Here is a 23963-nt window from a genome sequence, read left to right on the forward strand (position 1 = left end):
GCCGCAGGAGAAAAAGTTGGCTGCCAACATAGCACACAATGCCCGGCGCCAGACCTCAGCGGTCATCACAACAAGCAGGAGACCCCCATGTCAGGTCCATCCGACCCGGGCTTTGATACCTTGGCGCTACACGCCGGCGCCGCGCCGGACCCCACCACCGGCGCCCGCGCGGTGCCGCTGCACCTGACGACCTCGTTCGTGTTCGAGAGCGCCGAGCAGGCCGCGGGCCTGTTCAACATGGAGCGCAGCGGCCACGTCTACTCGCGGCTGTCGAACCCGACCACGGCGGTCCTGGAGGAGCGCATCGCTGCGCTGGACGGCGGCGCCGGCGCGATCGCCACGGCCAGCGGCCAGGCGGCGCTGCACCTGGCCATCGCGACGATCGCGGGCGCCGGCGACCACATCGTGGCCTCGAGCGCGCTGTACGGCGGCTCGCACAACCTGCTGCACTACACGCTCAAGCGCTTCGGCATCGAGACCACCTTCGTGCGGCCCGGCGACCTGGACGGCTGGCGCGCGGCGATCCGGCCGCGGACCAAGCTGCTGCTCGGCGAGAGCCTGGGCAATCCGGGGCTGGACGTGCTGGACATCCCGTCGATCGCGCAGATCGCCCATGAGGCGCACCGGCCGCTGCTGGTCGACGCGACCTTTGCGACGCCCTATCTGCAGCAGCCGATCGCGCTCGGCGCGGACCTGGTCCATCACTCGGCGACCAAGTTCCTGTGCGGACACGGGACGGTGGTGGGCGGGCTGCTGGTCGACGGCGGCCGTTTCGACTGGGAGCGCGCCCATGCCGCGAGCGGCGGGGAGCGGCGCTTCGCGGAGCTCTGCGAGCCCTACGAGGGCTTCCACGGCATGGTGTTCAGCGAGGAAAGCACCATCGGCGCCTTCCTGCTGCGCGCGCGACGTGAGGGCCTGCGCGACTTCGGCGCCTGCATGAGCCCGCACACGGCCTGGCTGATGCTGCAGGGCATCGAGACGCTGCCGCTGCGGATGCAGCGCCATGTGAGCAACGCGCAGAAGGTCGCCGAGTTCCTGGAGGCGCAGGACCTCGTCGAGCGCGTGAACTATCCGGGGCTGGCCTCGCATCGCGACCATGCGCTCGCCAGCCGGCTGCTGCCCAAGGGCAGCGGCGCGGTGTTCAGCTTCGATCTGAAGGGCGGCCGCGAGCCGGGCCGGCGCTTCATCGAATCGCTGCGGCTGTTCTCGCATCTCGCGAACGTGGGCGATGCGCGCTCGCTGGTGATCCATCCGGCGTCGACGACGCATTTCCGGATGGACGACGCGGCGCTGGCGGCGTCGGGCATCGGCGCGGGGACGATCCGGCTGTCGATCGGCCTGGAGGATCCCGACGACCTGATCGCCGACCTGAAGACCGCATTGAAGGTGGCCGCGAAATGAGCGCGATCAGACTCGACATCCAGGGCCGCCAGGCCTATGCCTACACCGGCGGCAAGCGCTTCGACGCGATGCTGCCCTGCGTGGTGTTCATCCACGGCGCCTTGCACGACCACAGCGTCTGGACGCTGCTGGCGCGGCACTTCGCGCATCACGGGCGCAGCGTGCTGGCGGTGGACCTGCCGGGGCATGGCCGCAGCGCGGGACCGGCGCTGGCCGACGTGGCCTCGCTCGGCGGCTGGATCAACGACCTGCTCGATGCGGCCGGCGTGACGGCGGCGGGCGCGGTGTCGCTGGTCGGGCATTCGATGGGATCGCTGATCGCGCTCGAGGCGGCGGCGCAGGCGCCGGCGCGCGTGGCGCGGCTGGTGATGGTCGGCACGGCCTGGCCGATGAAGGTGTCCGACGCCTTGCTGAACACGAGCCGCGAGCGCCCGAAGGCCGCGATGGCGATGGTCAACGCGTTCTCGCACTCGACGACCGCGGGCAAGCCGTCCTACCCGGGCCCGGGCGCATGGCTGCATGGCGGCAACCTCGCGCTGATGGAACGGATGCAGGACGGGTATGCCGAGCTCGGCAATCTGTTCGAGCACGACTTCCTGGTCTGCGATCGCTACCAGGGCGCGCCGCAAGCCGCCGCGACGGTGGCCGCGGCCGGCCACGTGCGCGCGCACATGGTGCTGGGCGCGAAGGACGCGATGACGCCCCCGAAGGCGGCGAAGCAACTGACGGAGATGCTGGGCGCGCGGGTGCAGACGCTGCCCGCCGGGCATTCACTGATGTCCGAGGCGCCGGAAGGGATGTTGAATGCGCTGAAGGCGGCGCTGGACTGAGCGCCGTTCAATCAGCGAGCGGGCCCCGACAGAGGGCCTCGCCAGGAGACCGCCATGAGCACCAGCCCCCTGCCCCACGCGCCGCATGACTCGGAGACGACGGCGGACCGCGTGAAGGCGATGCGCAGCTTCGCGGAGTTCTATCCGTTCTATCTCGGGGAGCATCGCAACACGACCTGCCGGCGGCTGCACTTCGCCGGGTCGACGCTGGGGCTGGCGTGCCTGGCCTATGCGCTGGTGACGCAGCGATGGGGTTTCGTGCTGGTGGGGCTGCTGTGCGGCTACGCGTTCGCGTGGATCGGCCACTTCGGCTTCGAGAAGAACAAGCCGGCCTCGTTCAAGCGCCCGCTCTACAGCTTCATGGGCGACTGGGTCATGTACAAGGACATCTGGACCGGGAAGATCCCGTTCTGACCCGGCGAGGCCGGCGGGGTCGGGCGCGTTCGGTCCCGATCAGTTGGCGCCGGCGTCCCGTTCGTGATGGATGCGGGCGCTCTGATGGTTCTCCGCGTGTTGGACCCGCAGTTGCTCGGAGCGCGAGATGTGTCCGTTGTGAGCGGACGCCGCTTCCTTGTGGGTGACCTGGGCCTGCCCGCGCTCGAGACCGCCCACTTCGCGCCGGGACAGCGAGCCATCCTGCAGGCCGGCTTCGATGCGGCGCCGCTGATTGGCGTTGCGCTCGACGTCCGCTTCCATCCGCTTGGCGGAGCGCGAGTTCGGTGACGCCACCTGGCCGTTGTTCTCGAGCTTCGTGATGTCGGCGCTCGCGCGGTTCTGCGCGGCGCGCAGGCGCTCGCGTTCGGCGGCGGACAGGTGGCCGTCCTTGAGGTCCTGGGACTGGAGCTTGTCGATGTGGCTCTCTTCGCGCTCGAGCTTCCCCGCTTCCTTGACCGTGAGTTGGCCGCTCTTCAGGCCTTCGTCGATGCGGCGCTGTTGGTTGACATCGCGTTGGACGGTCGTGGCCGTGGACTGCGCGAAGCTCGCGGCGCAAGCAGTCATCAGAACGGTGGCCGTCAGCAGTCGAGCGTTGAACTTCATATCGATCTTTCCTTTCGTGGGAGATGCAGGCTGCCCTGCGACGACACAACGCCTCGGAATTCGAAGCAGTCGACACGAGTGGCCGGCGTGAACGGCAATGAAAGGTAAAGAAGCGCGAACGGCTTGGCGAGACGAGGGCGGCCCATGGTCCTCGCGAGCCTTTGGCTGTCCGGAGTCGAGTCAGCGTCGACGATGCGGCTGAGGCGACAAGCGAACCTCAGCCGAGAACGCCCAGCGCTCATTTCGTTGGACGGCTGCGGCGACCGTCGCCTCCACGCCCTCGACCAGCAAGAGACCGGGCATGCGATCGACCACCGTCGTTGAACCCAGCGCGGACAACAGCGCCTGCTCCTCGTCGCTCGACGGGGAATGCCTTCCGCGGTAGGTGATGACAAAGCGCGCCATGAGTGCGCGGCATGCTACTTCAAACATCCCGCCCCCTCATAGTTGGCCCCAAATCCCATCGTCTCAGCGCCGAGGGAAAGCCGAGCGATCAGGTCGGCGCGATCGCGCGTGCGATCCATCGAGAGGATCTCTGGACGGCGGCTCAACAGTCGCGCCATTGCTCCGGTCGCCACAGGGCAAGCCATGGACGTGCCGTCCATGACGGCATAGCCGCCTGGGCTCGTCGAGACGACACCCAAGCCAGGCGCGGTCAGTTGGATCTCGCGTCCCACGTTGCTGAACGCCGCGATGAAGTCTTTTGCATCGTGACCGCGAGGGTCTGAATCCTCCAGCGACTGGGCCGCGCCTTCCGGCCACGTGCCCTGCCTTCCGAAGGCACTGACGGCGATGGTGGCTGGATAGCGCGCTGGGTAGCACACCGGCTGCCGATAGTCGTTGCCCGCCGCAGCAAGGCAGACGACACCCTGGTCGCGCGCCAGTTCGATTTCACGGTGAATGTCCGGCACGTCGACAGCGCCTCCGAGCGACAGGTTGATCAGATCGCACCTGTCGGCCACGGCTTGCCGGATTCCCTTCGCGACGTCAAAGGAGAGCGAGGTCGCCTCCCCTCGGCCGAACACGCGGTAAACCAGCAGATCCGCGGCCGGCGCGACGCCGCGCATCCCTCGGCCGCGAGCGCCGCGTCCCGCGATCACGCCGGCGACGTGGGTTCCATGACCCAGCGCATCGGCGATGTCCATCTCCGGCTCGCCCTTCACCAGATTCCGGCTGCCTTCGGCGATGCACAAATCGGGATGGCAGTCGCAGCCGGTATCAATGACCGCGACCCGGACACCACGGCCATCTTCATCGCAGCCTTCAAGATCGAAATGCCGACGAACATCGGCGACGGCCGGATCGACAGGCATGCAGGCAATGAGACATCGTCCGCCGTTGGACGATCGAACGGTGCTCCAGGATGGCCAATGCCCGATCCTGGGATACGCCTCGATGGACCGGATGGCGCTCCGCGGGAACGCCAGGTGCAAGGCGGCCAGACCGCGCCGGTCCGTCATGGCGCTCGCGCCAGTACGCGCCTCGCGATCCGTCAGCACCATGACATCGACACCCGAAAGCGGCTTTCGGGTCTTCGCATCGACCACCTGAACTTCCAGGAACGACGTTGAACCGGCCACTCCTGACCGATCGGGGCAGACCCTCGCGCGATGCAGCCACATCGGCTCCAGAAACTCCGCTGACACGAGCCTCACCGCGGGCAGCGCCTGAAGCAATGACGCTCGCTCGCCAGCATTCAACGCCACCAGCGTCGCGTCGCCAGGGCCCAGTTGGTCCATCACCGACACTTCGAGGTCGAGCAGCACCTGCGTCAAAGGCGCCATCGGCATGGAGCGGCGTCCAGCATTGAGCGATGACGTCACGCCCATTGCATTCACAGCGAGGCGATTCAGTCGCCTCGGCGGCTCTGGCGGCAACAGGACGAACAAGGCGCGTCCAGCCTGCAGTTCAACGTTCATTTCCAGCACCCCATGCTCAATCGCAGGATCGAAGGGACGCAACTCTTGCACTCGCGGAAGCGCTTGTCATTGACTGGAAATGAGCAGACTTCACTCGAATCAGTGGGAAGGCGCGGCTCTCCTTACATGGCACCCACAAAGGGTGGATCAGCGCAGCAAGGCCTTCGCTGCCTCGATCCTCGACGCGATCGGCACGGATGCATCGTTCATCACGTGCAGCAGGAAGGCGCGGGGGTCGCTGAACGCCGTGGCCGGCGCCAGTGCCGGCGGTGATTCCGGCGTGGAGGAGAGCGAAGGGGCCGCTGCCGGGGCCGGGTCTTGCCTCCCCTCTCGACTCAATTGCGACAGCGCCGTCTCCCACTCTTGAGGGGTGATGCTCTTCAGCGCCTTGAGCAGGTCCGCCTGCCCTTCCACCCCAGGAGGGATATCCAGCCAGGTCGCCTCGACGAAGACGGGCGCGAGATCCGGCGCGACGAACGCTGACCATTGCCCTTCCTTGATCTCGGACGGAATGGGCGGCGGCGCTGTCAGGCAACGGACGCGCGACGCGGCAACGCCGCTCAGGTACTTCGTCTGAAGGCCATCGAAGAATGCCTTCGCCGCCTCCGGGGAAACGCCTCGCGTCAGCGAGAACCACAGCTGATAGCTGTTCTCCCCCGCGATGGCGATTCCGGGCGCCGGCAGCGACAGATCGAGCTGCACGCCGCGCCAGATGGCGCTCATCAGTTCCCAGTCCGATGGACGCCCGACATCGAGCACGAGCGCGCGCACCGATCCGTCGGGACCGGCGGCGTAAAGACGTTGGATTTCAGTGGCGAGTCGGGACACGGCAGGCGAAGCGTTTCGAAGCGAAGCGTTGAACTCTACGCCAGGTGAGAGGGGCGGCTCTGCAGCGTTCTCGGTCGGTCGGCGCTCCCCGTCGCGCGACCGATTCTCAGCGCGCTCCGGTCGTCCAGACGCAGGCCGCGTCACCCCCCAACCGACCGGCCTGATGGTTAGACCGGCCGTTAAATGATGCCGAAGCGCTCGCAACGGCTGAGTCACCGCCACACGGGCGTACGACCATCTCAGATCGCCCCACCGCCACCGGCCCGTGGCACGACTGATGGCTGCGGTGCAGTGGGTGGAGTTCATCGCTGTCGGCAGGCAGCGTCACGGCAACTGCTCCGAAGCGACCATCGGCGCACCGAACACTGTCCCAACGGCGGCGGCCCTTGTCAGCAGCGAAGCGGGCATCAAGCCGTGAGCTGCTCCAAGCAGATAAGCTGCAAGGCGATCGCCTTGCATCAAAATCCATACACAAACGGCAACCGGCCGACGCCAGTCTTGAACTTCGAGTGCGTCTTCATCAAGAAGTGACTATGGTCTGCTCGGCTGACATTCCCGCATGCTGGCCAACCTGATTTCACTGCTGCCTGGATCCGCGTCGTGGCGTGCGCGCTCGGCGCACAAAGCATCTCTGCGCGGAAACCGCACGCATGGCGCCTACAAGCCGGGCTGGATTCGGAGCTTCATGTACTGGGCTGCGCGTCACCCAGTCCTCTTTGCGCTATCCGCCGGTGCGCTGTGCGCAGCAACGGGCATTTGGGGTTGGCTGTGGCTGGAGAAATTGATGGGGAGCTGGGCTCCACATCTGCCGGCAATGCCGAAGAAGTGGCTGGATGCCGACGTCGATGTCGGTGCGTTCGTCGGCGTGCCTTGGGGTGTGCAGGCGACTCTGGTAGCGCTGGTCTTCCCGTTGGTGCTGTCCTTCGTGACCTCGTTTTTACAGGGGCGCGGCAAGGCCGAAGCCATGCTCAGGGTTTATGTGCTCGACAGCGGCATCATCCCGGCCGGCGCCAGTTCGCTAGCGTTGTTGGCGGTCCTGACAGCCGGGTACTTCGCTACGCCACTGCTATTGGCCGAGTGGCCAACTCTGTTCCGGCCGTTGCTGACTGCCGTCGGTCTCTGGTTCGCGCTGAACATCGTGCTGACGACCTGGTTTCTCGCGCGGACGCTGAAGTTCATGCAGTTCGACGAGCAACAGGAAGCGCTCTGGGCCGCGGCCATCGGCGTATTTTTCCAGGACGAGATCCACGGCGGTATCAAGCAGGGACTGGTGAACCAGGAACTGATGGCCTTGAACGGGCCCAATGCGCGGCCGGAGCGCCGACTTTCTGCAATCAGACCACTTTGGTCCAGTAGCGAGGGCATCTCATCGGTCAAGCGCGATGTCGCAAATGGATCGGTGTTGGCTGAGCTGTACATGCCTTTCCTGACTCTTGCCGCGCGCTCATGGCTGCGTCGAGCGAAGCGACGACCGGACTTCAACAAAGCTGCGCTCAACATCGGCGCCACGATGGGCCGAACCGATGGCGTGCAGCGGCTCGCCGTCGTCGAAGGCGGACCGCCGCTGCTGCTATGGGAACGTCTGTTGGTCCGCTTGGCGTTCATTTACACGCGCCGCCCCAGCCTCATCGTCAGTGTCCCCACGTCGAAGTTGATGTCCGAGCTGGCGTCGGCCAGCATCAGCACCGCAGACGGCGGTAACTTCGCTGAAGCAGCCGAGTCCGTCCGCGATATGCGCCAGCTCATCACCGAACTCATCGATGCGGGGCGCTTCGTAAATGGGGCAGGCGAGGAAGACAACATGGCGCTGCTTCCGGAGCCAAAGTATTTTTGGATGGCGCGCCCCATCGTATGGACGTGGCTTGATGCCTTCCGTGAGATCTCCCGCAAGGCCGTCGAGACCACCCAGCACTCGACCGACTTCTTCCGCGCTGTCGCCCACGCCACGCAGAGTCTCTTGATAGGGCTGAGCTCACCGAACCTTCAAATTGCCCAGCCGGCGATGGGCGTCTTCGGCATGTTGGATCACCACCTGTCGGAATGGTGGGAACGCCAAGTTCATGTTGACGAGACGGATCCCTCGGCCTTACCCGTGCTTCCCGAGGCCAGTCGTGCCCTCTATGCAGAGTTGTTGGCCGTCATGGTGGGTGCGTGGACGGAGGCACGCGGAAGCAGCAGGCTCCCAGCAACGGCCGCTGAGCAGGCGGTCTGGCGCGAAGAGGCCACCGGAGCCCGGGTGCTGGTCGTTCATCTCAACGAATCCGCGACCCTACTCACTCGCGCGATCGCCCGGTTGGATCAGCTGGCAGCGACCCGGTATTGCGATTTCTTTCTGAAGTGGGTCAATTTCCAACAGGGCATTCGGGAGGCAGGTTACCTGGAATACCACCCTGATTTCCTCAAAGTGGGACTCAGCCTCTTACGCGAGGACTGGACCACCGCGCGGATGACGTTGGTCAGCTCGAACCAGCCTGCCACCATCAACGTGGCAAAGCAAGCCATCGACCTGGCGCTGAGGCGCTACTACGAAGCCAGGCGTCTGCACCTTGTTCTTGGTTTGCTTGAAGCAGTGCAGTCATCGGGAGACGCATTCGGGGCGCGGGCGACGCTGTCCATGCGAATGGCGATAGCCTTGATTGAGGGCAAGCCGCTGCATCGAGGTGGCGACGTAACCGTCGCGTCGTTCTCGACGCTTGACGAAGTGTTTGAGCGCCTTGTCCACGGTGCATTCGTGGACACCGCAACTTGGGGCGAGCTCGAACATGTCTCGAGACAGGCCCATCACGACCGAGACGCACCTGACGTCAGTGGCTGGCCATTTGGCGGCTTCCTGCCCAGGTTCGGCATCACGGAACCTATCGTTGGCTGGGCCCGCCTATTGGCCATACTCGTCACAGCGGGCCGCGGCGTGGTCAGCACGGCCACCGCGCAGGCTTCGCAGATGCTCGCAAGAGCCTGGCGATCGCCGCTAGCGCTACAGAACGCGGCCGAGTTCTTTGAACGGTTGTCCTCCGAGCTTTCCAAGGGCGGGTTTGCCGTTGGTGCCGCAGAGCGCAACGTAGTTGATCAACTGCGGTCGCGGCTGGGCAAAGGCCCAGTCACGGATGAGGAGCTCGAGGCCATTCGCAAGGTCTGCGCGGACCTTGCCGAGCAAGCTGCCTGGTACCGGAATATGTCGATCCGGATTCCGGTGCTGACGGACGCACTCAAGGCAGCGTACCTGTCTGGATTCGCCCAAGGCGCATTCGTCCCCAAGGCCAACGAATCGAGGTCGGCGGTACCTGTCATCAAGGGCGAGGTCGAAGGGTTGCTGGTCAACCTGCAGCTGAAACATGATCGCGAGGACCTCATCAGGAACGAGGCGTCCGCCGAGGCTGCTGGCCGTGACGACGGGCGCCATTGCCGCGCCTGGATAGACGCGCGGGCCTTGCACTTGGTCATCGAACGCAATGGTGCGTCGGAGATCGTCGAACCCCAATGGACCAACGATGTCTGGGACGAAGGTCAGGCCGCTGAATTCATTGACCGCGTGGGCGATGCTGTTGACGCAATGCGGTCAGTGGGGCGAGAACCCGCGGTTGTGTTGTGGGCGGGCCGCGGCTCGATCGCACTGCGACCCGACACCTACCGGGCAATGGCTGGCCGCCAGCCGATGCCCTCCAGGCACCAGGTCGTGCGCTCAGGTATTGATGGCGACGAACGTCTGCACATCAATGGCGCTCCAATCCTGCAGCGACACACCGGCGGTCCCTGCTATGTGTTGCCCATGGATGAAGTCGAGGCGCTGGTTGTGAAACCTGGCCCGTATTCTGGATTTCACCTGGAGGCGCAGTGGCAGGACGCTGCTGATAGGTCAGCGGTCGTCGAGATTCAAGTGACAGTGCATGCACGACCGCCGTCGGTGATGCGATGAGCCGCGTAGCCGAGCTTGCCGATCGGTTCGTAGTCGACGGCGTGAATCTGGTAGCGTCGGTTGGCCGGGGCTTGTCGCGAAATCCCGAGCAGGTCAGGACGGCTTTCGAATAGGCTGCAAAAACAACAATGGACTGCCACCTTGCGCAGCTGTCGACGCCCAAGCAGGTCAACGAACTCGTGGGCAGAATGTATGCGCCGCCGTTGAGCAGGCTTAGCGAAAGCGTGGGTACGTTGGCCGCCCCGTTACGAGTGCTCATGCTGGTGACAGTCGCGGGCCTTGGAAGCGGTTAACCCGAAAGCCCAATTGCCAAAGCGAGCGTCGAACGGCCGGCTCCGGGGGGCAAGCTGCCGGTGAGGCTGCCGCGGGTCAGTTGACCGCTTCTGGCAAAGCAGTCGCTTGGGCCTCCATCGGCGAACGACCGAGATCAACCTGAAGCGGAAGTCAACTCCAGCCCGGTGCCGACACCCAAGCAAAAGTCAGAGCGTGGGAAATCGATTCGCACCTTCCGCTGGCAGCTTGTACATGCAAGCCGTGAAGAGCGGCCTGACAAGCCAGCCGTTCAACCACGACCGCACCGACGGCAAGTCCAGCGTTGCAAACCATCCCGGCTCCACCGCGCCGAATTGGCGGACGAAGGGCAACACGGCGAGATCAGTGGCGCAGGGGTTGGCGCCCCCCAGGAACGGTGCGTCAAGCAGCCGTGCTTCCAGCCGTCGCAGCAGCACATCCACCGCCCTGTCGCGGTGCGCGTCCGGCGCGAGGGTCTCACTCGCGTAGCGCTGCGGATACTTCCAGCGGTCCAGGTGATGCTTGAAGTCGCCGTCGTTTCGCCGCACCAGATCGAGGTTCTCAGGCGACTGCGCCCTCGCCCACCAGCCCTGCGCATCGGACGTGGCCAGTGCCCATCGCATGATGTCCCAACTCTCATCGATGACGCTGCCGTCGAGCAGCTGCAGTACCGGCACCGTCGCCTTGGGAGACAAAGCCAACAAGCTGGCCGGCTTGTCGCGCAAGCTGACCTCCACAGCCTCGAAGGCCCGCCCGGCTTGCAACAGGGCCATCCGCGCGCGCATCGCGTAGGGGCATCGGCGAAAGGTGTAGAGCCGCGGCAACTGGGCATCCGCTGGCGAAAGGGGCCCCGGAGGCGTCAGCGTCGATGCTTGCGGGGGTCGGGTCATTGCGGCGACTGCTGGCGGCTCATTGAACCCACAGCACCTCGAATTGCCGCCGGATGGCAGCGACCTGGATCGATACCTCATCGCCCTCACATTTGCCCAGCATGGCTCGGGCCAACGGGGCTTCGGTGCTGAGGACCTGAACGAGCTGAGCGTCGCTCATCAACGTCATGCTGCCCCCATCGGGGCCGAGAAAGAGATGTTGCCGCTGGTCGCTGGAATCGACCAGGCAGACCAGCGCGCCGAGCTGTATGCCTCTCGCAGCGTCGTAGGCGCCGGGACGGAACTGCCGCCAATTGGCCATCGCCTGGCGGATGGCTTCGGCGCGGCGAGCTTGGCCGGTGGCCAGGTAGGCGGCTTCGAGACCTAAGGTGTCGTACTTGTTCTCGGCGATGTTCTCTTCGTGAGTCGCCGTTTCATGCGCCGCGCGCGCCGCCTGTTCGACGTGCTGCAGGTCTTCGGCGAGCCGTTCCAGCACTTGCTGCTGCAGCAAGAATTTATCCATGGGAGCTATAGTGAGTTTTCCTTCTCAGGACTGCGGTCAACTCGATTCCGCAGCTCGTTTGGCCAAGCATCGTCATAAAGGATTCGGCATGCTCAAGGAAGTCGGGGGAGTTGCCATACTCCCGAAGCATCGGGCGACCTGTCATTGTGGTGCTGTCGAACTGGAACTGACCCTTCCCAATGGCATCGAGAAACCCCGTCGTTGCGACTGCTCCATCTGCCGGCGAAAGGGCGCCGTGGTGGCATCCGTGGCCCTGTCAGGACTGCGCATTGTCAAGGGTGAAGAGCATTTGAAGCTGTACCAGTTCAACACGCACACGGCCCGGCACTACTTCTGCGAGATCTGCGGCATCTATACGCACCACCAGCGCAGGTCCAACCCGGAGCAGTACGGCTTCAACGTCGGCTGTCTGGAAGGTGTCAATCCGTTTGCCATCCCGGACGTCCCCGTGGAAGACGGCGTCAATCATCCGGCCGATCGCAATCGCGCATAACCGCGCATTGGCTGACTCGCCATGAACATCGACATCGGTGCCAAGCGCCCCATCGACGCAAACCAGATCTTCCTGATCGGCCGCTGCTTTTCGCGCGCCGAGCCGCCGTTCGTTCTGTTGTACGACGAACTCAAGAAGAAGGAGTCCAAGCGAAACCTTCGGACGATCGCTCCCGAAGAGCTGGCGACAGAACTTGATGCGACGGGACGGTTCGTCGCGATTGACGCTCCCCAGTGGGGGACGGTCTGGTTTCGCGTGACCAAGATCCGTGAGGTCGTCGAGATGACCTCAAACCATCTCCGCTTGAACAGCAGCGCAACTTTCGGGGCCCGTGTGCTGTTCGATCACGATCCTGAACCCATCGACGGGTCCTTTGTTCCAAACCTGGGCTTCTCGCTCTACGGCCTCACGGCCGAGCAGGTTTCGACATCGTTGGATCGGCCCGTTCGGTCCTGATCCGCGGAAACCGTGACGGACCAGACAGCAGATCGCCATGCGCCCACGTATCCGCCGCGAAGCCGCGCGAGATCGGGCGCCTGACCGGCCCCCCAGTTCACTCACATGCCATCCGCAAGTCTGTCGCTATCCTCATGCGGCCAATATCCGAGGTATGGAGGAAATCGCCGCTTGCGTAGCGCGTCATCGGCTACTGGGATCTCCTGAAGCCAACTCTTCCGTCAAACTCTGGAGCGCAGCCCATGCCCCCCACCATCACCACCCGCAAGCCGGTCGACGAAATCACCGCGGTGGACCTCGAGGCGTTTCCCGTCTGGGAGTTCGCCATCGATGAGGAGGACGCTGGAGAAGAGCGGGACGAAACTTGGGTGAAACCTGTGCCGACGAGCAACGTGCCGGCGAACAGCTCGTCGCTCAGTATCGCTGCGGCAGTCAGGCTGGCCAGTGGGCAGGTCTACCCCGCTGTGATGTTCTGCGACACCCATGGCGGATTCGACGTCGCAGCGATCGCGCTTCTCACGACTGAGGGTCGGGTCCTGTTTTCGCAAGGCGATTCGGCCGCCGAGACCCGGCACAACCTGAAACGGCTTGGACTGTCCCATCAAAACGTCTTTCCACTGGACTATTGCACCCGTGTGCCATCGGCGCTCACCGGCACCCTGGAGCGTGGCACGTTCAATGTGCCGCACGCGTAATGTCCAGTCACACCGACATCGGGCCCCGTTGCCCTTCGAGAACGAAGCGGCGTACGCGGCCCGGCGGGTGCGCGACCGCATCCAGCGAGAGTCCTTGCTCGGCTACGTGGAGTCCTGGGGCGCCCCGCTCGGCAACCCCGAGTTCTGATCGAGCCGCCAGGAAGCCATGACGCTTTTGCGCTAGGCGCGGAGCTTCGCTCACCTCAATCGCCAGAGCGCGAACTGCGTCGGACTAGCCGCCTGCCCCGGCCTGCGCCTTCAGCGAGGCCAGCATGTCGTCCACCATCGCGTCCAGGTCGTAACCCAGCTTCCAGCCCCAGTCGCGTTGCGCAACCGTGTCGTCGATCGACTGCGGCCAGCTCGCCGCGATGTTCTGACGGAAGTCCGGCTCGTAGCCGATCTCGAAACCCGCGACGCGGCGGCGGATCGACGCCGCGATCTGCTCCGGCGTGAAACTCACGCCCGCCAGGTTGTAGCTGCCCCACTCCGTGATCCGCTCCGCCGGCGCTTCCATCAGCTCGATCGTCGCGCGCAGCGCATCGGGCATGTACATCATCGGCAGCGCCTGGTCTTCCTTCAGGAAGCAGGTGTAGCGGCCGTGCTTGAGCGCCTCGTGGAAGATCTCGACCGCGTAGTCGGTGGTGCCGCCGCCGGGCGGCGTCTTCCAGCTGATCAGCCCCGGATAGCGCAGGCTGCGCACGTCCACGCCGTGGTTGGCGTGGTACCAGCGGCACCAGCCCTCGCCCGCCAGCTTGGAGATGCCGTAGATCGTCGTCGGATCCATCACCGTCGTCTGCGGCGTGCCCTGCTTGGGCGTGCACGGACCGAAGGCCGCGATCGAGCTCGGCCAGAACACGCGCTCCAGCTTCACCGTGCGCGCCAGCTCCAGCACGTTCAGCAGGCCCTTCATGTTCAGGTCCCAGGCCCACATCGGATGCTTCTCGCCGGTGGCCGACAGCGCCGCCGCCAGGTGATAGACCTGCGTGATGCCATGGCGCTTGACCACCGACGCCAGCGCCGCCGCGTCCGTCACGTCCAGCATCTCGTGCGTCAGCTGCGGCACGCGGCCCTGCGGCGCGACGTCGCTCGTGACCACGTTGGCGTTGCCGTGCCGGCGCGCCAGCTCCACCGCCAGTTCCGAACCGATCTGGCCGTTCGCGCCGATCAAGAGGATCTTCGTCGTCATGGGAATCTTCTTCTCAGCGCCTTACTTCACCAGTCCCAGCTCGCGGCCCGCCTGCGCGAACGCGGCGACCGCCTTTTCCAGATGCTCGCGCTCATGGACCGCCGAGATCTGCACCCGTACCCGCGCCTGCTCCTTCGGCACGACCGGGTAGAAGAAGCCGACCGCGTACACGCCCAGCTCCAGCAGCCGCGCGCTCAGCTGCTGCGCCTTGACGGCGTCGAACAGCATCACCGGCACGATCGGATGCGTGCCCGGCTTGATCTGGAAACCGGCCTGCTGGATGGCCTCGCGGAAGTAGGTGGTGTTGGCCTCGAGCTTGTCGCGCAGCGCGGTGCTGCCTTCGAGCAGGTCCAGCACGGCGATCGACGCGCCGACGATGCTCGGCGCCACGGTGTTGGAGAACAGGTAGGGACGCGAGCGCTGGCGCAGCAGCTCGATCACTTCCTTGCGGCCGGTCGTGAAGCCGCCCGACGCGCCGCCCAGCGCCTTGCCCAGCGTGCCGGTGATGATGTCGACCTTGCCGAACACGCTGCGGTGCTCGTGCGTGCCGCGGCCGGTCTTGCCCATGAAGCCGCTGGCATGGCATTCATCGATGCCCAGCAGCGCGCCGTGGCGGTCGGTGATCTCGCGGATCCTGTCGAGCTGCGCGATCGTGCCGTCCATCGAGAACACGCCGTCGGTGAACACCATCACGTGGCGCACGCCGGCCGCGCGGGCCGCCACGAGCTGCGCCTCCAGGTCGGCCATGTCGTTGTGCTTGTAGCGGTAGCGCTTGGCCTTGCACAGGCGGATGCCGTCGATGATGGACGCGTGGTTCAGCTCGTCGCTGATGATCGCGTCCTGCTCGCCCAGCAGCGGCTCGAACAGCCCGCCATTGGCGTCGAAGGCGGCCGCGTAGAGGATGGTGTCCTCGGTGCCCAGGAAGCGCGCCAGGCGCTGCTCCAGCTCCTTGTGGATGTCCTGCGTGCCGCAGATGAAGCGCACCGAGGACAGGCCGTAGCCATGCGTGCGCAGCGCCTCGTGGGCGGCCTCCAGCACCCGCGGATGGGCCGACAGGCCCAGGTAGTTGTTGGCGCACAGGTTGATGACCTCGCGGCCGTCCTTGGTGCGGACGATCGCGCCCTGCGGGCTGGTGATGATGCGTTCGCTCTTGAACAGGCCGGCGTCGCGGATGCCCTGCAGCTCGCTTTGCAGGTGACGGTAGAAGTCGTCGGTGGACGGCGTCGTCGGGATGGCGGTGTTGGTCATGCGGTGCTCCTGCGGCACAATCCGTTAAATCGAACGCGTTCGCTATATCGAACAGCCGTGCAGTATCAAGGAAGTGTTCCAGCCGGTCAAGGCGGGCTTTCCGAAGCTGGATGGCCTCGCCCACGCCCCTGCCCCGCCTCGCGATGTCCGTCAATCCTTCCGAAAAGCTAGAACCTCCGCGCGTCGGCGCGACGCTGCAGGCGTTGCGGCAAGCGCAGGGCCTGTCGCTGGATGAGCTGTCGCGGCGGGCGGGCGTGTCGAAGTCGATGCTCTCGCAGATCGAACGGAATCAGGCCAATCCCACGGTGGCGGTGGTGTGGCGGCTTGCCAATGCGCTGCGGGTGGAGTTGTCGGAGCTGCTCGGTGGCGAGCGGCCGGCCGCGCCGCCGATCGAGGTGGTCGCGGCGCACGCGACGCCGGGGCTGTCCAGCCCCGATGGGCTGTGCCGGTTGCGCATCCTGGGGCCGATCGACCTGGCGGGCAATTTCGAGTGGTACGAGTTGACCGTGCAGCCGGGCGGCGCGCTGGAATCCGAGGCGCATGAGCCGGGCTCGAAGGAACACCTGAGCGTGCTCAGCGGGGAACTCGAAGTCACCGCCGGCGGGAGCCGGCAGGTGGTGAAGCCGGGCGAGACCGCCCGCTACGCAGTCGACGGCGCGCATGCGATCCGCAATCTGTCGAAGAAGGCCGCGACCGCGCTGCTGGTGGTGCTGCACGCCTGAACAAGGCCGCTGCGCTGGAGCGAAGCGGTTGTCGCCTTATCGAGGCGTCCATTCCCAGGGATTCACGAATGCAACCCCGGTCGGCTCGAAGTGCTTGACGTTGCGGGTCGCCACTTTCATCCGATGGGCCTTGGCGATCGCAGCGATGGCGCCGTCGTCGAATTTGACTGGACGCCCCTTTGCCTTGCTGAACGCAAAGATCTTCGCGAACTCGCGCGCCGCGTCTTCATCGAAATACAGAACCCGCCCCTCGAACAACGGGAGCAGATCGCGCTCAATCAGGCGATGCAGACCCGTACGGCGGTTTCCCTTCTGCATGACCTCGACACCGGCGAAAACTTCAGCGACCGTGATCGTCGAGATATGCAGATCCATGGGATCCTGCGCATTCAACCAACCGAGGACAGCTGCGCTGGGCCGCGGCTTGAGCGGCTCCGACAGCACGTTGGTGTCCAGCAGGATCATTCGAATTCCGCTGGCGAGACCTTCGTCGTCCGGCGTGGCAGCTTCAGTCCACTCCCACTCAATCGCTCGCCGATCCGGGCGAGCGCCGTACCCATGCCTTCCGATGGACGGATCGCATCCTCCAGGATCTGGCGGATCTCTGCTTCCGTGCTGCGCCCATGCCGAGCGGCGCGGCGCTTCAGCGCCTCGTGCGTGAGGTCCGAGAGGTTCCGAACGGTGACTGCCGCCATTGATATCGCTCCACCAAGGAAATGCCTTCCAGTCTATCGCCGCTTCGGTCAGCCGAATTCGAGCCGCCGGGCCGCTCGACCGCGTCGGGCCGCCTTGCCTGAACCTCCTGTTACGCACGTTGCCCTTGACCCTCGCGGCCCCGTGTCGACAATCGCCCGATTCGCGGAGGCGAGGGAGCGTTCCAGGCATTACAGGCAGTACACCCATGCAGCAACGCTCGTTTTCAGAGAAGCACCCCCACATCCCCACACCGACCCAGCCGGCGACCATCGACAGCGAAACCCAGGCGAAGCAGCTCCAGTTGCTCGAGGGCACCGCGCGCCTGCGCGCCGCCGAGCAGCGCGCGCGCGATCACCGCTCGACGCCGCTGATCGACAAGGCCGCCCTGCCCTTGGGCGCGCCGCCCAAGTACGGCATGAAACCCACCGGCGCGACGCGGCCCAAGCCGCCGTACCGGCGTGCCCTCTATTCGGTGGTGGCGCTGCTGGCCGTGATCGGCGGCGCGGCGGCCGTCACTTTCCTGAGATAGCCGCCGGCGCGGCGCGATCGATCAGCATCCCCAGCGTCGTCTGCTGCCAGCCGGCCTTCTCCCACAGCGCCGACAGCCCCTGCTGGCGCTCGGCCAGCAGCGCGCGGATCAAGGGCTCGGCGATGGTGGACGATGGATCGCACAGCAGCACCAGCCGCTGCGCGCCCGCCTCCTCCAGCCGCCCGACCCAGTCCAGCTTCTGCAGTTGCTGGATCACCGGCTCGAGCTGCAATGGATCGACGCAGGCCCGCTGCGACAGCGCGAGCATCGACAGCCCCGACTCCCCGCCCACGCGGGCCTTGTCGAGTTCGCCGATCACGTCCAGCGCCAGCGCCATCGGCATGCCCGGCTTGTTGCGCCGCACCGAGACGCCGCCGGCCAGCGCCGGCGCGTTGGCGGCCAGGATCGCGCCCAGCAGCACGATCGACCAGCCGACGTAGATCCAGATCAGGAAGATGGGCACCGCCGCGAACGCGCCGTAGAGCGTCGAATAGGTCGGCACCTGCTTCACGTACCAGGCCAGCACCTGCTTGGCCAGATGGAAGACCACCGCGACGAAGGCCGCGCCGGTCAATGCGTGGCGCCAGCGCACGTCGGTGTTGGGCACATAGTGGAAGAGCGCCCCGATCGCGCCCCACAGCACCAGCAGGTCCACCGAGTTCAGCAGCACGACCAGCCCGCGCGGCATGTTGTCGACCAGGTCGCGGCCGGCGGTGATCAGGACGCTGGTGACGGTCAGGCTGCCGCCCAGCAGCAGCGGCCCGAGCGTCATCGCGGCCCAGTACACCAGCACGCGCTGCGCGATCGGCCGCGGCCGCTGCACGCGCCAGATCTGGTTGAGCGTGCGGTCGATGGTCAGCATCAGCGACAGCGCCGTCACCGCCAGCACGATCAGGCCGACCGTGCCCAGCCGGTTCGCCTTGGCCGCGAACTGCGTCAGCGACATCAGCACCGGGCGCGCGATGTTGTCCGGGATCAGCGACTTCAGGAAGTACTTCTCCAGCGCCGACTGGAAGCTCGAGAACATCGGGAAGGCGGTGAACAGCGCCAGCGCCACCGTCAGCAGCGGCACCAGCGAGATCAGCGTCGTGAAGGTCAGACTGCCGGCCGTCAGGCCCAGGCGCTCCTCCCGGAAGCGCTGCACGAACAGGCGCAGCGTGCGCGCGTACGGCCACGTCAGCAGCTCGCGCCCGAGCTCCCTCAACCCCTCCCGCCAGCGCTGCGTCCGGCCCTCTACTCGACTGATCATGCTGGCTATGATGCCAGCCATGTCAACCCTCGACGCCGCCCCCGCGATGCCGACTTCGCGCACCGAGCCGACCGTTCGCGAACGCGGCAGCCGCCAGCTCGCCTTCTTCGCGACGCTGGCGCTGGCGCTGGTCTGCCTCGCCTGGGAGCTGTGGCTGGCGCCGACCGGGCGCGGCACGCTCGCGATCAAGGCGCTGCCGCTGCTGCTGCCGCTGGCCGGCCTTTGGCGCTACCGCATGTACACCTACCGCTGGCTCAGCCTGATGATCTGGCTCTACGTCACCGAGGGCCTGGTGCGCGGCACGTCCGAGCGCGGCATCGGCATGGCGCTGGCGTGGATCGAGGTGGCGCTGTCGGTGACGATCTTCATCGCCTGCGCGGCGCAGATCCGGCTGAGACTGGCCGAAGCCCGCCTCGCGGAGACCGCCGCGGCGAAGGACGCCTGAATGAGCACCGCCTTGATCGACGCGCTGCGCGCGCAACTGGGCCAGGCCCACGTGCTGCTGCCGGGCGGCCATGACCTTTCCGGCTATGAACGCGATTGGCGCAAGCGCTATGCGGGCCGCGCGCTCGCGGTGGTCCGGCCGGCCGACACGGCCCAGGTCGCGGCGGTGGTGGCGCTCGCCCGCGAGCACGGCGTGGCGCTGGTGCCCCAAGGCGGCAACACCGGCCTGGTCGGCGGCGGCGTGCCGGACGGCTCGGGCACGCAGCTGCTGCTGAGCCTGCAGCGGCTGAACCGCGTGCGCCAGATCGATCCGTCCAACCTCACGATGACCGTCGAAGCCGGTTGCGTGCTGCAGGGCGTGCAGCAGGCGGCGCGCGACGCGGACCTGCTGTTTCCGCTGAGCCTCGCCGCGGAAGGCAGCTGCACGATCGGCGGCAACCTGGCCACGAACGCCGGCGGCACACAGGTGCTGCGCTACGGGAATGCGCGCGAACTGTGCCTGGGCCTGGAGGTCGTGACGGCGGACGGCGAGGTCTGGGATGGCCTCTCCGGCCTGCGCAAGGACAACACCGGCTACGACCTGCGCGACCTGTTCATCGGCTCCGAAGGCACGCTCGGCGTCATCACCGCCGCGACGCTGAAGCTGCACCCCTTGCCGCGGGCGCGCATGACCGCGCTGGCGGCCTGCGACACGCTGCGCGACGCGGTGACGCTGCTGGGTCTGGCGCAGGCGCGCTGCGGCGCGGCGCTGACCGGCTTCGAGGTGATGAACGCGCTGTCGCTGGCGCTGGTCCGCAAGCACTTCCCGCAACTGGCGCAGCCGCTCGGTCCGCGGCCCTGGACGGTGCTGCTGGAACTCTCCGACAGCGAAGGCGAGGAACACGCCCGCACGCAGTTCGAGTCGCTGCTCGAGGACGCGCTGGAGCGCGGCGCGATCGACGACGCCGCGGTCGCCGAGACCCTGTCGCAGAGTCACGCGATGTGGCACCTGCGCGAATCGATCCCGCTGGCGCAGAGCGAGGAAGGCCTGAACATCAAGCACGACATCGCGCTGCCGGTGTCGCGGATCCCGCATTTCGTCGAGCGCTGCGACGCGCTGCTGGCCGAGCGCTTTCCCGGCTCGCGCCTGGTGGACTTCGGCCACCTGGGCGACGGCAACCTGCATTACAACGTCCAGGCGCCCGAAGGCATCGCGGCGGCGGACTTCCTGCGCGAGCACGAGGCGGCGGTCAACGCGATCGTCTACGACGAGGTCTCGGCGCATGGCGGCTCGATCTCGGCCGAGCACGGCATCGGCCAGCTCAAGCGCGAGGAGCTCGTGCAGCGCAAGAACCCGGTGGCGCTGCGGCTGATGCGTCAGATCAAGCACGCGCTCGATCCGCGCGGGCTGATGAATCCCGGCCGGGTGATCTGAGTTTGATGAATTTCCTGACGTCTTCCACGCGACCGCTGCTTCCGCCCCTCACCCTCCGCGGACTCTCGACGCTCCTAGCCGCGCTCTTACCCACGCTCTTACCCTCGCTCCTACCCGCGCTCTTCCTCGCGTTCCTCTCCGCGCTTTCTCCGCTGCCGGCCCGCGCGCAATCCGCGACGCCGTCCGAGCAGCCCCTCGCGCACCTGCAGCACACGAGCTGGTCGCTCAAGGACGGCATGCCCGGCCCGGTGATGGCGATCGCGCAGACCACCGATGGCTACCTCTGGCTCGGCACGGGCTCGGGGCTGTATCGATTCGATGGCCTGCGCTTCGAGCGCTTCGAGACCCTTGCCGGCGAGCAACTGCCCAGCCGGCAGGTGATGTCGCTGTTCGCGACGCCGGACAACGGCTTGTGGGTCGGTCTGCTGGAGGGCGGCGCCGCGTTCGTGCGCCGGGGAAAGATCCTGCATCTGGACCCGGCCGGCGGCAACTTCGCGACCTCCACGCGCGCCTTCGCCACGCAGCGCGACGGCACGCTATGGACCGCCACGGGCCGCGCGCTGCTCAAGCGCCAGGGCGGCGCCTGGATCGCCATCGGGACGGAGTCCGGCTACGACGATGGCGAAGGCCACGTGCCGCCGACGCTCAACGTCGCCGTCGACGGCCAGGACAACGTCTGGGCCGTCACCGACCGCACCGTCTTCATGAAGCCGGCCGGCAGCGCGCGCTTCACCGCGACGCAGACGCCCGCGCTGGGCCTTACGCAGCTCTTCATCGGCGGCGACGGCCGCGCCTGGGGCAACGACATGTCGCCCGAGGTCCGCGGACTGCAGCGCCTGCCGCTTCCCGGCGAGAGCGCCGCGTCCGCCGCCGCATCGCCGTACGCGGTGCCCAAGAGCTTCTTCATGCCCGCCGTCGACCGCGCCGGCCAGCTCTGGTATGGCGCGAAGGACGGGCTCAATCGCCTGGACCTGCGCGCCGCGCCCGCGGCCGCCGCGGCGACGCATCAGTTCCTCGGTACCGACAAGGGCCTGTCCGGCGAGCTGGTGATCCGCGTCTTCCAGGACCGCGACGGCGCGATCTGGGTCGGCACGAATGCCGGGCTCGACCGCTTCCGCGGTGCCGCCGCCGATCGCATCGACCTGCCCGACCGCAGCGCCAGCATCGCGATGACGGCGGATGACCAGGGCCATCTCTGGCTCGCTTCCGGCAGCACGCTGCAGCGCATCGACCCGGGCCGCACGACACCCGAGAAGGTGCCCACCGACCCGGGCATGGAAACCTTCACCGCCGTCTTCCGTGACCGGCATGGACGGCTCTGGGTGGGAGGACGCACGGGTCTGTGGCGCCAGGAGGGCGACGGCTTCGTCCAGCTGCCGACGCCGGACGGCCTGCCGTGGCGCGCCGCGGTCTTCGAGATCACCGAGGACGCCAGCGGCGCGATCTGGTTCAACGCGCACCGCTTCGGACTGATGCGTTATGCGGACGGCCGGCTCACTCGCCTGTCCGGACGCGATGGCTACCCGTTCACGGGGCCCGACGCCATCGGCGCGGACGGCCATGGGCGCGTCTGGATCGGCTATGGCGACGGGTCGCTGCTGCGGCACGACGGGGACAACACCGCCAAGCTGACGCCGGCCGACGGCCTCAAGGTCGGCGCCATCAGGGTCATCACGCGCCAGGGCACGCGTCTGTGGATCGGCGGTGAGCGCGGCGTCCAGCTGGTCTCCGAGCCCGGCATGCCGCTGCTGCGGCTGGCGCAGGCGGATGCGCTCGAAGGCGTGACCGGCATCGTCGAGACGCCCGAGGGCGAGCTCTGGCTCAACGGCGCGAATGGCATCACGCGGCTCAGCGCCGACGAGGTGCGGCGCGCGCTCGCCGAGAAGCCGGAAGGCGGACGCCGGCCGATGGGCCGCCGCTTCGACCTGAGCGACGGGCTCACCGGCCGCGCCGAGCAGTCGTGGCCGCTGCGCACGGCGGCGCGGACGCCGGATGGCCTGCTGTGGTTCACGCTCAGCAACGGCGTGGTGCGCATCGATCCGGCGCGGCTGCCCAAGGGCGAGCCGGCGCCGCCACGGGTCGAGGTGCAGCAGTTGCTCATCCATGGCGAGCCGGCCGGAACCGCGGCGGCGCCCGATGGCCCGCTTCAACTGGCCGCTGGCACGCGCGACCTGGAGATCGCCTACACCGCGATCAGCCTGGCGCAGCCGGAGCGCACGCGCTTCCGCTATCGGCTCGTCGGCCAGGACCGCGACTGGCAGGAGGCGGGCGCGCGGCGCCGCGCGTTCTATACGAACCTCGGACCCGGCGCTTACGAGTTCCGCGTCGAGGCCGCGCAGGACGGCGGCCCCTGGAGCGCGGAGGCCGCGGCGATGCGTTTCGAGATCGCGCCGACGCTGACGCAGAACGCCTGGTTCCGCGCGGCGGCCGTCGTCGCCGGACTGGCCGCGCTCGCCGGCGTGGCGGCGCTGCGCGCGCGCCAGCGCCGCGCGCATGAGCAGGACCGTCTCGCGGCTCGCGTCCAGGAGCGGGAGCGCATCGCGCGCGACCTGCACGACACGCTGCTGCAAGGCGTGTATGGATTGATCCTGCGCTTCGAGGCCATCGCGCGGCGCCTGCCCGGCACGGAGCGCGCGGCGATGGAGCGGGTGCTGGTCGACGCCGACGCGCTGCTGATCGAAGGCCGCGACCGGGTCACCGACCTGCGCCTGCCGCCGCCCGATCTCAACCGGCTGGAGCAGACGCTGGAGGCGCTGGGCCGGGAGCTGTCGCACACGCACGGCGCGGCCTTCGCGCTGCAGGTCGAAGGCGCGCCGCGCCCGCTGGCGACGGCGCTGTCGGCCTCGCTGTGCCTGATCGCCCGCGAGGCCATCTTCAACGCGTTCCAGCACGCGCAGGCCGCGCGCATCGAGGTGACGCTGACGTACGGGGTGGCAGGTTTCTCGCTGTTCGTGCGCGACGACGGCATCGGCGTGCCGGCGGACGTGCAGGCGCGAGGCGGCCGGCCGGGTCACTGGGGCCTGTCCGGCATGCGCGAGCGGGCCGAACTGGCCGGCATCGCCTACCGGCTCGCGTCGCGCGAGGGCCAGGGCACCGAGGTCGAACTCTCCGTTCCCGCCGGCCGCGCCTACGACGAACCGGACGCCGAGCCGGCCGGCGCGCGCGGCGCCTCCTGGTGGGGGCGCCTGCGGCGCGGCTGAGCGCCACGGTCCGGTCAAT

Annotated in this window: 23 protein-coding genes; 12 read left to right on the forward strand and 11 right to left on the reverse strand. The window is 67.1% G+C overall.

Features of this window, described 5'->3' with window-relative positions:
• Positions 1-87: 87 nt before the first annotated feature.
• The 3 genes from ACEN96_RS15905 to ACEN96_RS15915 are packed head-to-tail and all read left to right on the forward strand — an operon-like array spanning position 88 to position 2645.
• Positions 88-1401: an O-acetylhomoserine aminocarboxypropyltransferase gene (locus ACEN96_RS15905; RefSeq protein WP_495584064.1), complete on the forward strand. Its 1314-nt coding sequence runs from the start codon at positions 88-90 to the stop codon at positions 1399-1401.
• Positions 1402-1406: 5 nt separating this feature from the next.
• On the forward strand, positions 1407-2231 hold the full coding sequence (locus ACEN96_RS15910; RefSeq protein ID WP_495588621.1) for an alpha/beta fold hydrolase: 825 nt from the start codon (positions 1407-1409) through the stop codon (positions 2229-2231).
• A gap of 54 nt (positions 2232-2285) precedes the next feature.
• Entirely contained in the window at positions 2286-2645 is a 360-nt protein-coding gene (locus ACEN96_RS15915; RefSeq protein WP_495584065.1) for an Mpo1-like protein, read from the forward strand.
• Positions 2646-2684: 39 nt separating this feature from the next.
• On the opposite strand, the gene ACEN96_RS15920 is transcribed toward ACEN96_RS15915, so the two are convergent.
• From ACEN96_RS15920 to ACEN96_RS15935, 4 genes are all read right to left on the reverse strand, one after another.
• Positions 2685-3269: a hypothetical protein gene (locus tag ACEN96_RS15920; protein ID WP_495584066.1), complete on the reverse strand. Its 585-nt coding sequence runs from the start codon at positions 3267-3269 to the stop codon at positions 2685-2687.
• A 180-nt stretch (positions 3270-3449) separates the two neighbouring features.
• Entirely contained in the window at positions 3450-3701 is a 252-nt protein-coding gene (locus tag ACEN96_RS15925; RefSeq protein ID WP_495584067.1) for a hypothetical protein, read from the reverse strand.
• Entirely contained in the window at positions 3689-5230 is a 1542-nt protein-coding gene (locus ACEN96_RS15930; protein ID WP_495584068.1) for a S8 family serine peptidase, read from the reverse strand. Before ACEN96_RS15930 ends, ACEN96_RS15925 begins: the two co-directional genes overlap by 13 nt.
• Positions 5231-5335: 105 nt before the next feature.
• On the reverse strand, positions 5336-6016 hold the full coding sequence (locus tag ACEN96_RS15935) for a hypothetical protein (RefSeq protein ID WP_495584069.1): 681 nt from the start codon (positions 6014-6016) through the stop codon (positions 5336-5338).
• Positions 6017-6575: 559 nt separating this feature from the next.
• Between ACEN96_RS15935 and ACEN96_RS15940 the strand changes: the two genes are divergently transcribed.
• Positions 6576-9929, forward strand: coding sequence for a hypothetical protein (locus ACEN96_RS15940; RefSeq protein ID WP_495584070.1), 3354 nt, complete (start codon positions 6576-6578; stop codon positions 9927-9929).
• A gap of 479 nt (positions 9930-10408) precedes the next feature.
• Here the strand turns inward: ACEN96_RS15940 and ACEN96_RS15945 are convergent, their stop codons facing one another.
• Both ACEN96_RS15945 and ACEN96_RS15950 read right to left on the reverse strand, forming a co-directional pair.
• Positions 10409-11110: a glutathione S-transferase N-terminal domain-containing protein gene (locus ACEN96_RS15945; protein ID WP_495584071.1), complete on the reverse strand. Its 702-nt coding sequence runs from the start codon at positions 11108-11110 to the stop codon at positions 10409-10411.
• Positions 11111-11129: 19 nt separating this feature from the next.
• Complete coding sequence (locus tag ACEN96_RS15950) at positions 11130-11612, reverse strand: GreA/GreB family elongation factor (protein ID WP_495584072.1); 483 nt, start codon at positions 11610-11612, stop codon at positions 11130-11132.
• Between the two features lie 88 nt (positions 11613-11700).
• Here ACEN96_RS15950 and ACEN96_RS15955 point away from each other — a divergent pair, with 88 nt between their 5' ends.
• The 3 genes from ACEN96_RS15955 to ACEN96_RS15965 all read left to right on the forward strand — a co-directional run bounded on the left by ACEN96_RS15955 (position 11701) and on the right by ACEN96_RS15965 (position 13256).
• Positions 11701-12105 carry a GFA family protein gene (locus ACEN96_RS15955; RefSeq protein ID WP_495584073.1) on the forward strand — a complete coding sequence of 135 codons (405 nt, stop codon included), beginning with the start codon at positions 11701-11703 and terminating at the stop codon, positions 12103-12105.
• A gap of 21 nt (positions 12106-12126) precedes the next feature.
• The gene (locus tag ACEN96_RS15960) at positions 12127-12561 is read left to right on the forward strand and encodes a hypothetical protein (RefSeq protein WP_495584074.1); all 435 of its coding nucleotides are present in this window, start codon (positions 12127-12129) and stop codon (positions 12559-12561) included.
• Positions 12562-12803: 242 nt separating this feature from the next.
• The gene (locus tag ACEN96_RS15965) at positions 12804-13256 is read left to right on the forward strand and encodes a hypothetical protein (protein WP_495584075.1); all 453 of its coding nucleotides are present in this window, start codon (positions 12804-12806) and stop codon (positions 13254-13256) included.
• 232 nt (positions 13257-13488) lie between these two features.
• Here the strand turns inward: ACEN96_RS15965 and ACEN96_RS15970 are convergent, their stop codons facing one another.
• A complete protein-coding gene (locus ACEN96_RS15970; RefSeq protein ID WP_495584076.1) occupies positions 13489-14442 on the reverse strand; it encodes an NAD-dependent epimerase/dehydratase family protein in 954 nt (317 codons plus the stop codon).
• 21 nt (positions 14443-14463) lie between these two features.
• Positions 14464-15690 carry a glycine C-acetyltransferase gene (gene kbl / locus ACEN96_RS15975; RefSeq protein WP_495584077.1) on the reverse strand — a complete coding sequence of 409 codons (1227 nt, stop codon included), beginning with the start codon at positions 15688-15690 and terminating at the stop codon, positions 14464-14466.
• Positions 15691-15800: 110 nt separating this feature from the next.
• Between kbl and ACEN96_RS15980 the strand changes: the two genes are divergently transcribed.
• Positions 15801-16412 (forward strand): helix-turn-helix domain-containing protein, encoded by a 612-nt coding sequence (locus ACEN96_RS15980; protein ID WP_495584078.1) that lies wholly within the window; start codon positions 15801-15803, stop codon positions 16410-16412.
• A gap of 36 nt (positions 16413-16448) precedes the next feature.
• Here the strand turns inward: ACEN96_RS15980 and ACEN96_RS15985 are convergent, their stop codons facing one another.
• Both ACEN96_RS15985 and ACEN96_RS15990 read right to left on the reverse strand, forming a co-directional pair.
• The gene (locus ACEN96_RS15985; protein WP_495584079.1) at positions 16449-16877 is read right to left on the reverse strand and encodes a type II toxin-antitoxin system VapC family toxin; all 429 of its coding nucleotides are present in this window, start codon (positions 16875-16877) and stop codon (positions 16449-16451) included.
• A complete protein-coding gene (locus ACEN96_RS15990) occupies positions 16874-17107 on the reverse strand; it encodes a FitA-like ribbon-helix-helix domain-containing protein (RefSeq protein ID WP_495584080.1) in 234 nt (77 codons plus the stop codon). The genes ACEN96_RS15985 and ACEN96_RS15990 overlap by 4 nt, the downstream gene beginning before the upstream one ends.
• Positions 17108-17313: 206 nt before the next feature.
• On the opposite strand from ACEN96_RS15990, the gene ACEN96_RS15995 reads away from it, so the two are divergent.
• Complete coding sequence (locus tag ACEN96_RS15995; protein WP_495584081.1) at positions 17314-17637, forward strand: hypothetical protein; 324 nt, start codon at positions 17314-17316, stop codon at positions 17635-17637.
• On the opposite strand, the gene ACEN96_RS16000 is transcribed toward ACEN96_RS15995, so the two are convergent.
• Positions 17621-18886 carry a YihY family inner membrane protein gene (locus ACEN96_RS16000; RefSeq protein WP_495584082.1) on the reverse strand — a complete coding sequence of 422 codons (1266 nt, stop codon included), beginning with the start codon at positions 18884-18886 and terminating at the stop codon, positions 17621-17623. The genes ACEN96_RS15995 and ACEN96_RS16000 overlap by 17 nt on opposite strands.
• Before the next feature lie 19 nt (positions 18887-18905).
• Here ACEN96_RS16000 and ACEN96_RS16005 point away from each other — a divergent pair, with 19 nt between their 5' ends.
• From ACEN96_RS16005 to ACEN96_RS16015, 3 genes are all read left to right on the forward strand, one after another.
• Entirely contained in the window at positions 18906-19331 is a 426-nt protein-coding gene (locus tag ACEN96_RS16005) for a DUF2069 domain-containing protein (protein ID WP_495584083.1), read from the forward strand.
• Positions 19332-20744, forward strand: coding sequence for an FAD-binding oxidoreductase (locus tag ACEN96_RS16010; RefSeq protein ID WP_495584084.1), 1413 nt, complete (start codon positions 19332-19334; stop codon positions 20742-20744).
• A gap of 236 nt (positions 20745-20980) precedes the next feature.
• Positions 20981-23944, forward strand: coding sequence for a sensor histidine kinase (locus ACEN96_RS16015; protein WP_495584085.1), 2964 nt, complete (start codon positions 20981-20983; stop codon positions 23942-23944).
• Positions 23945-23963: the final 19 nt, after the last annotated feature.

The sequence above is a fragment of the Roseateles sp. Mitsp63 genome (assembly GCF_059491535.1).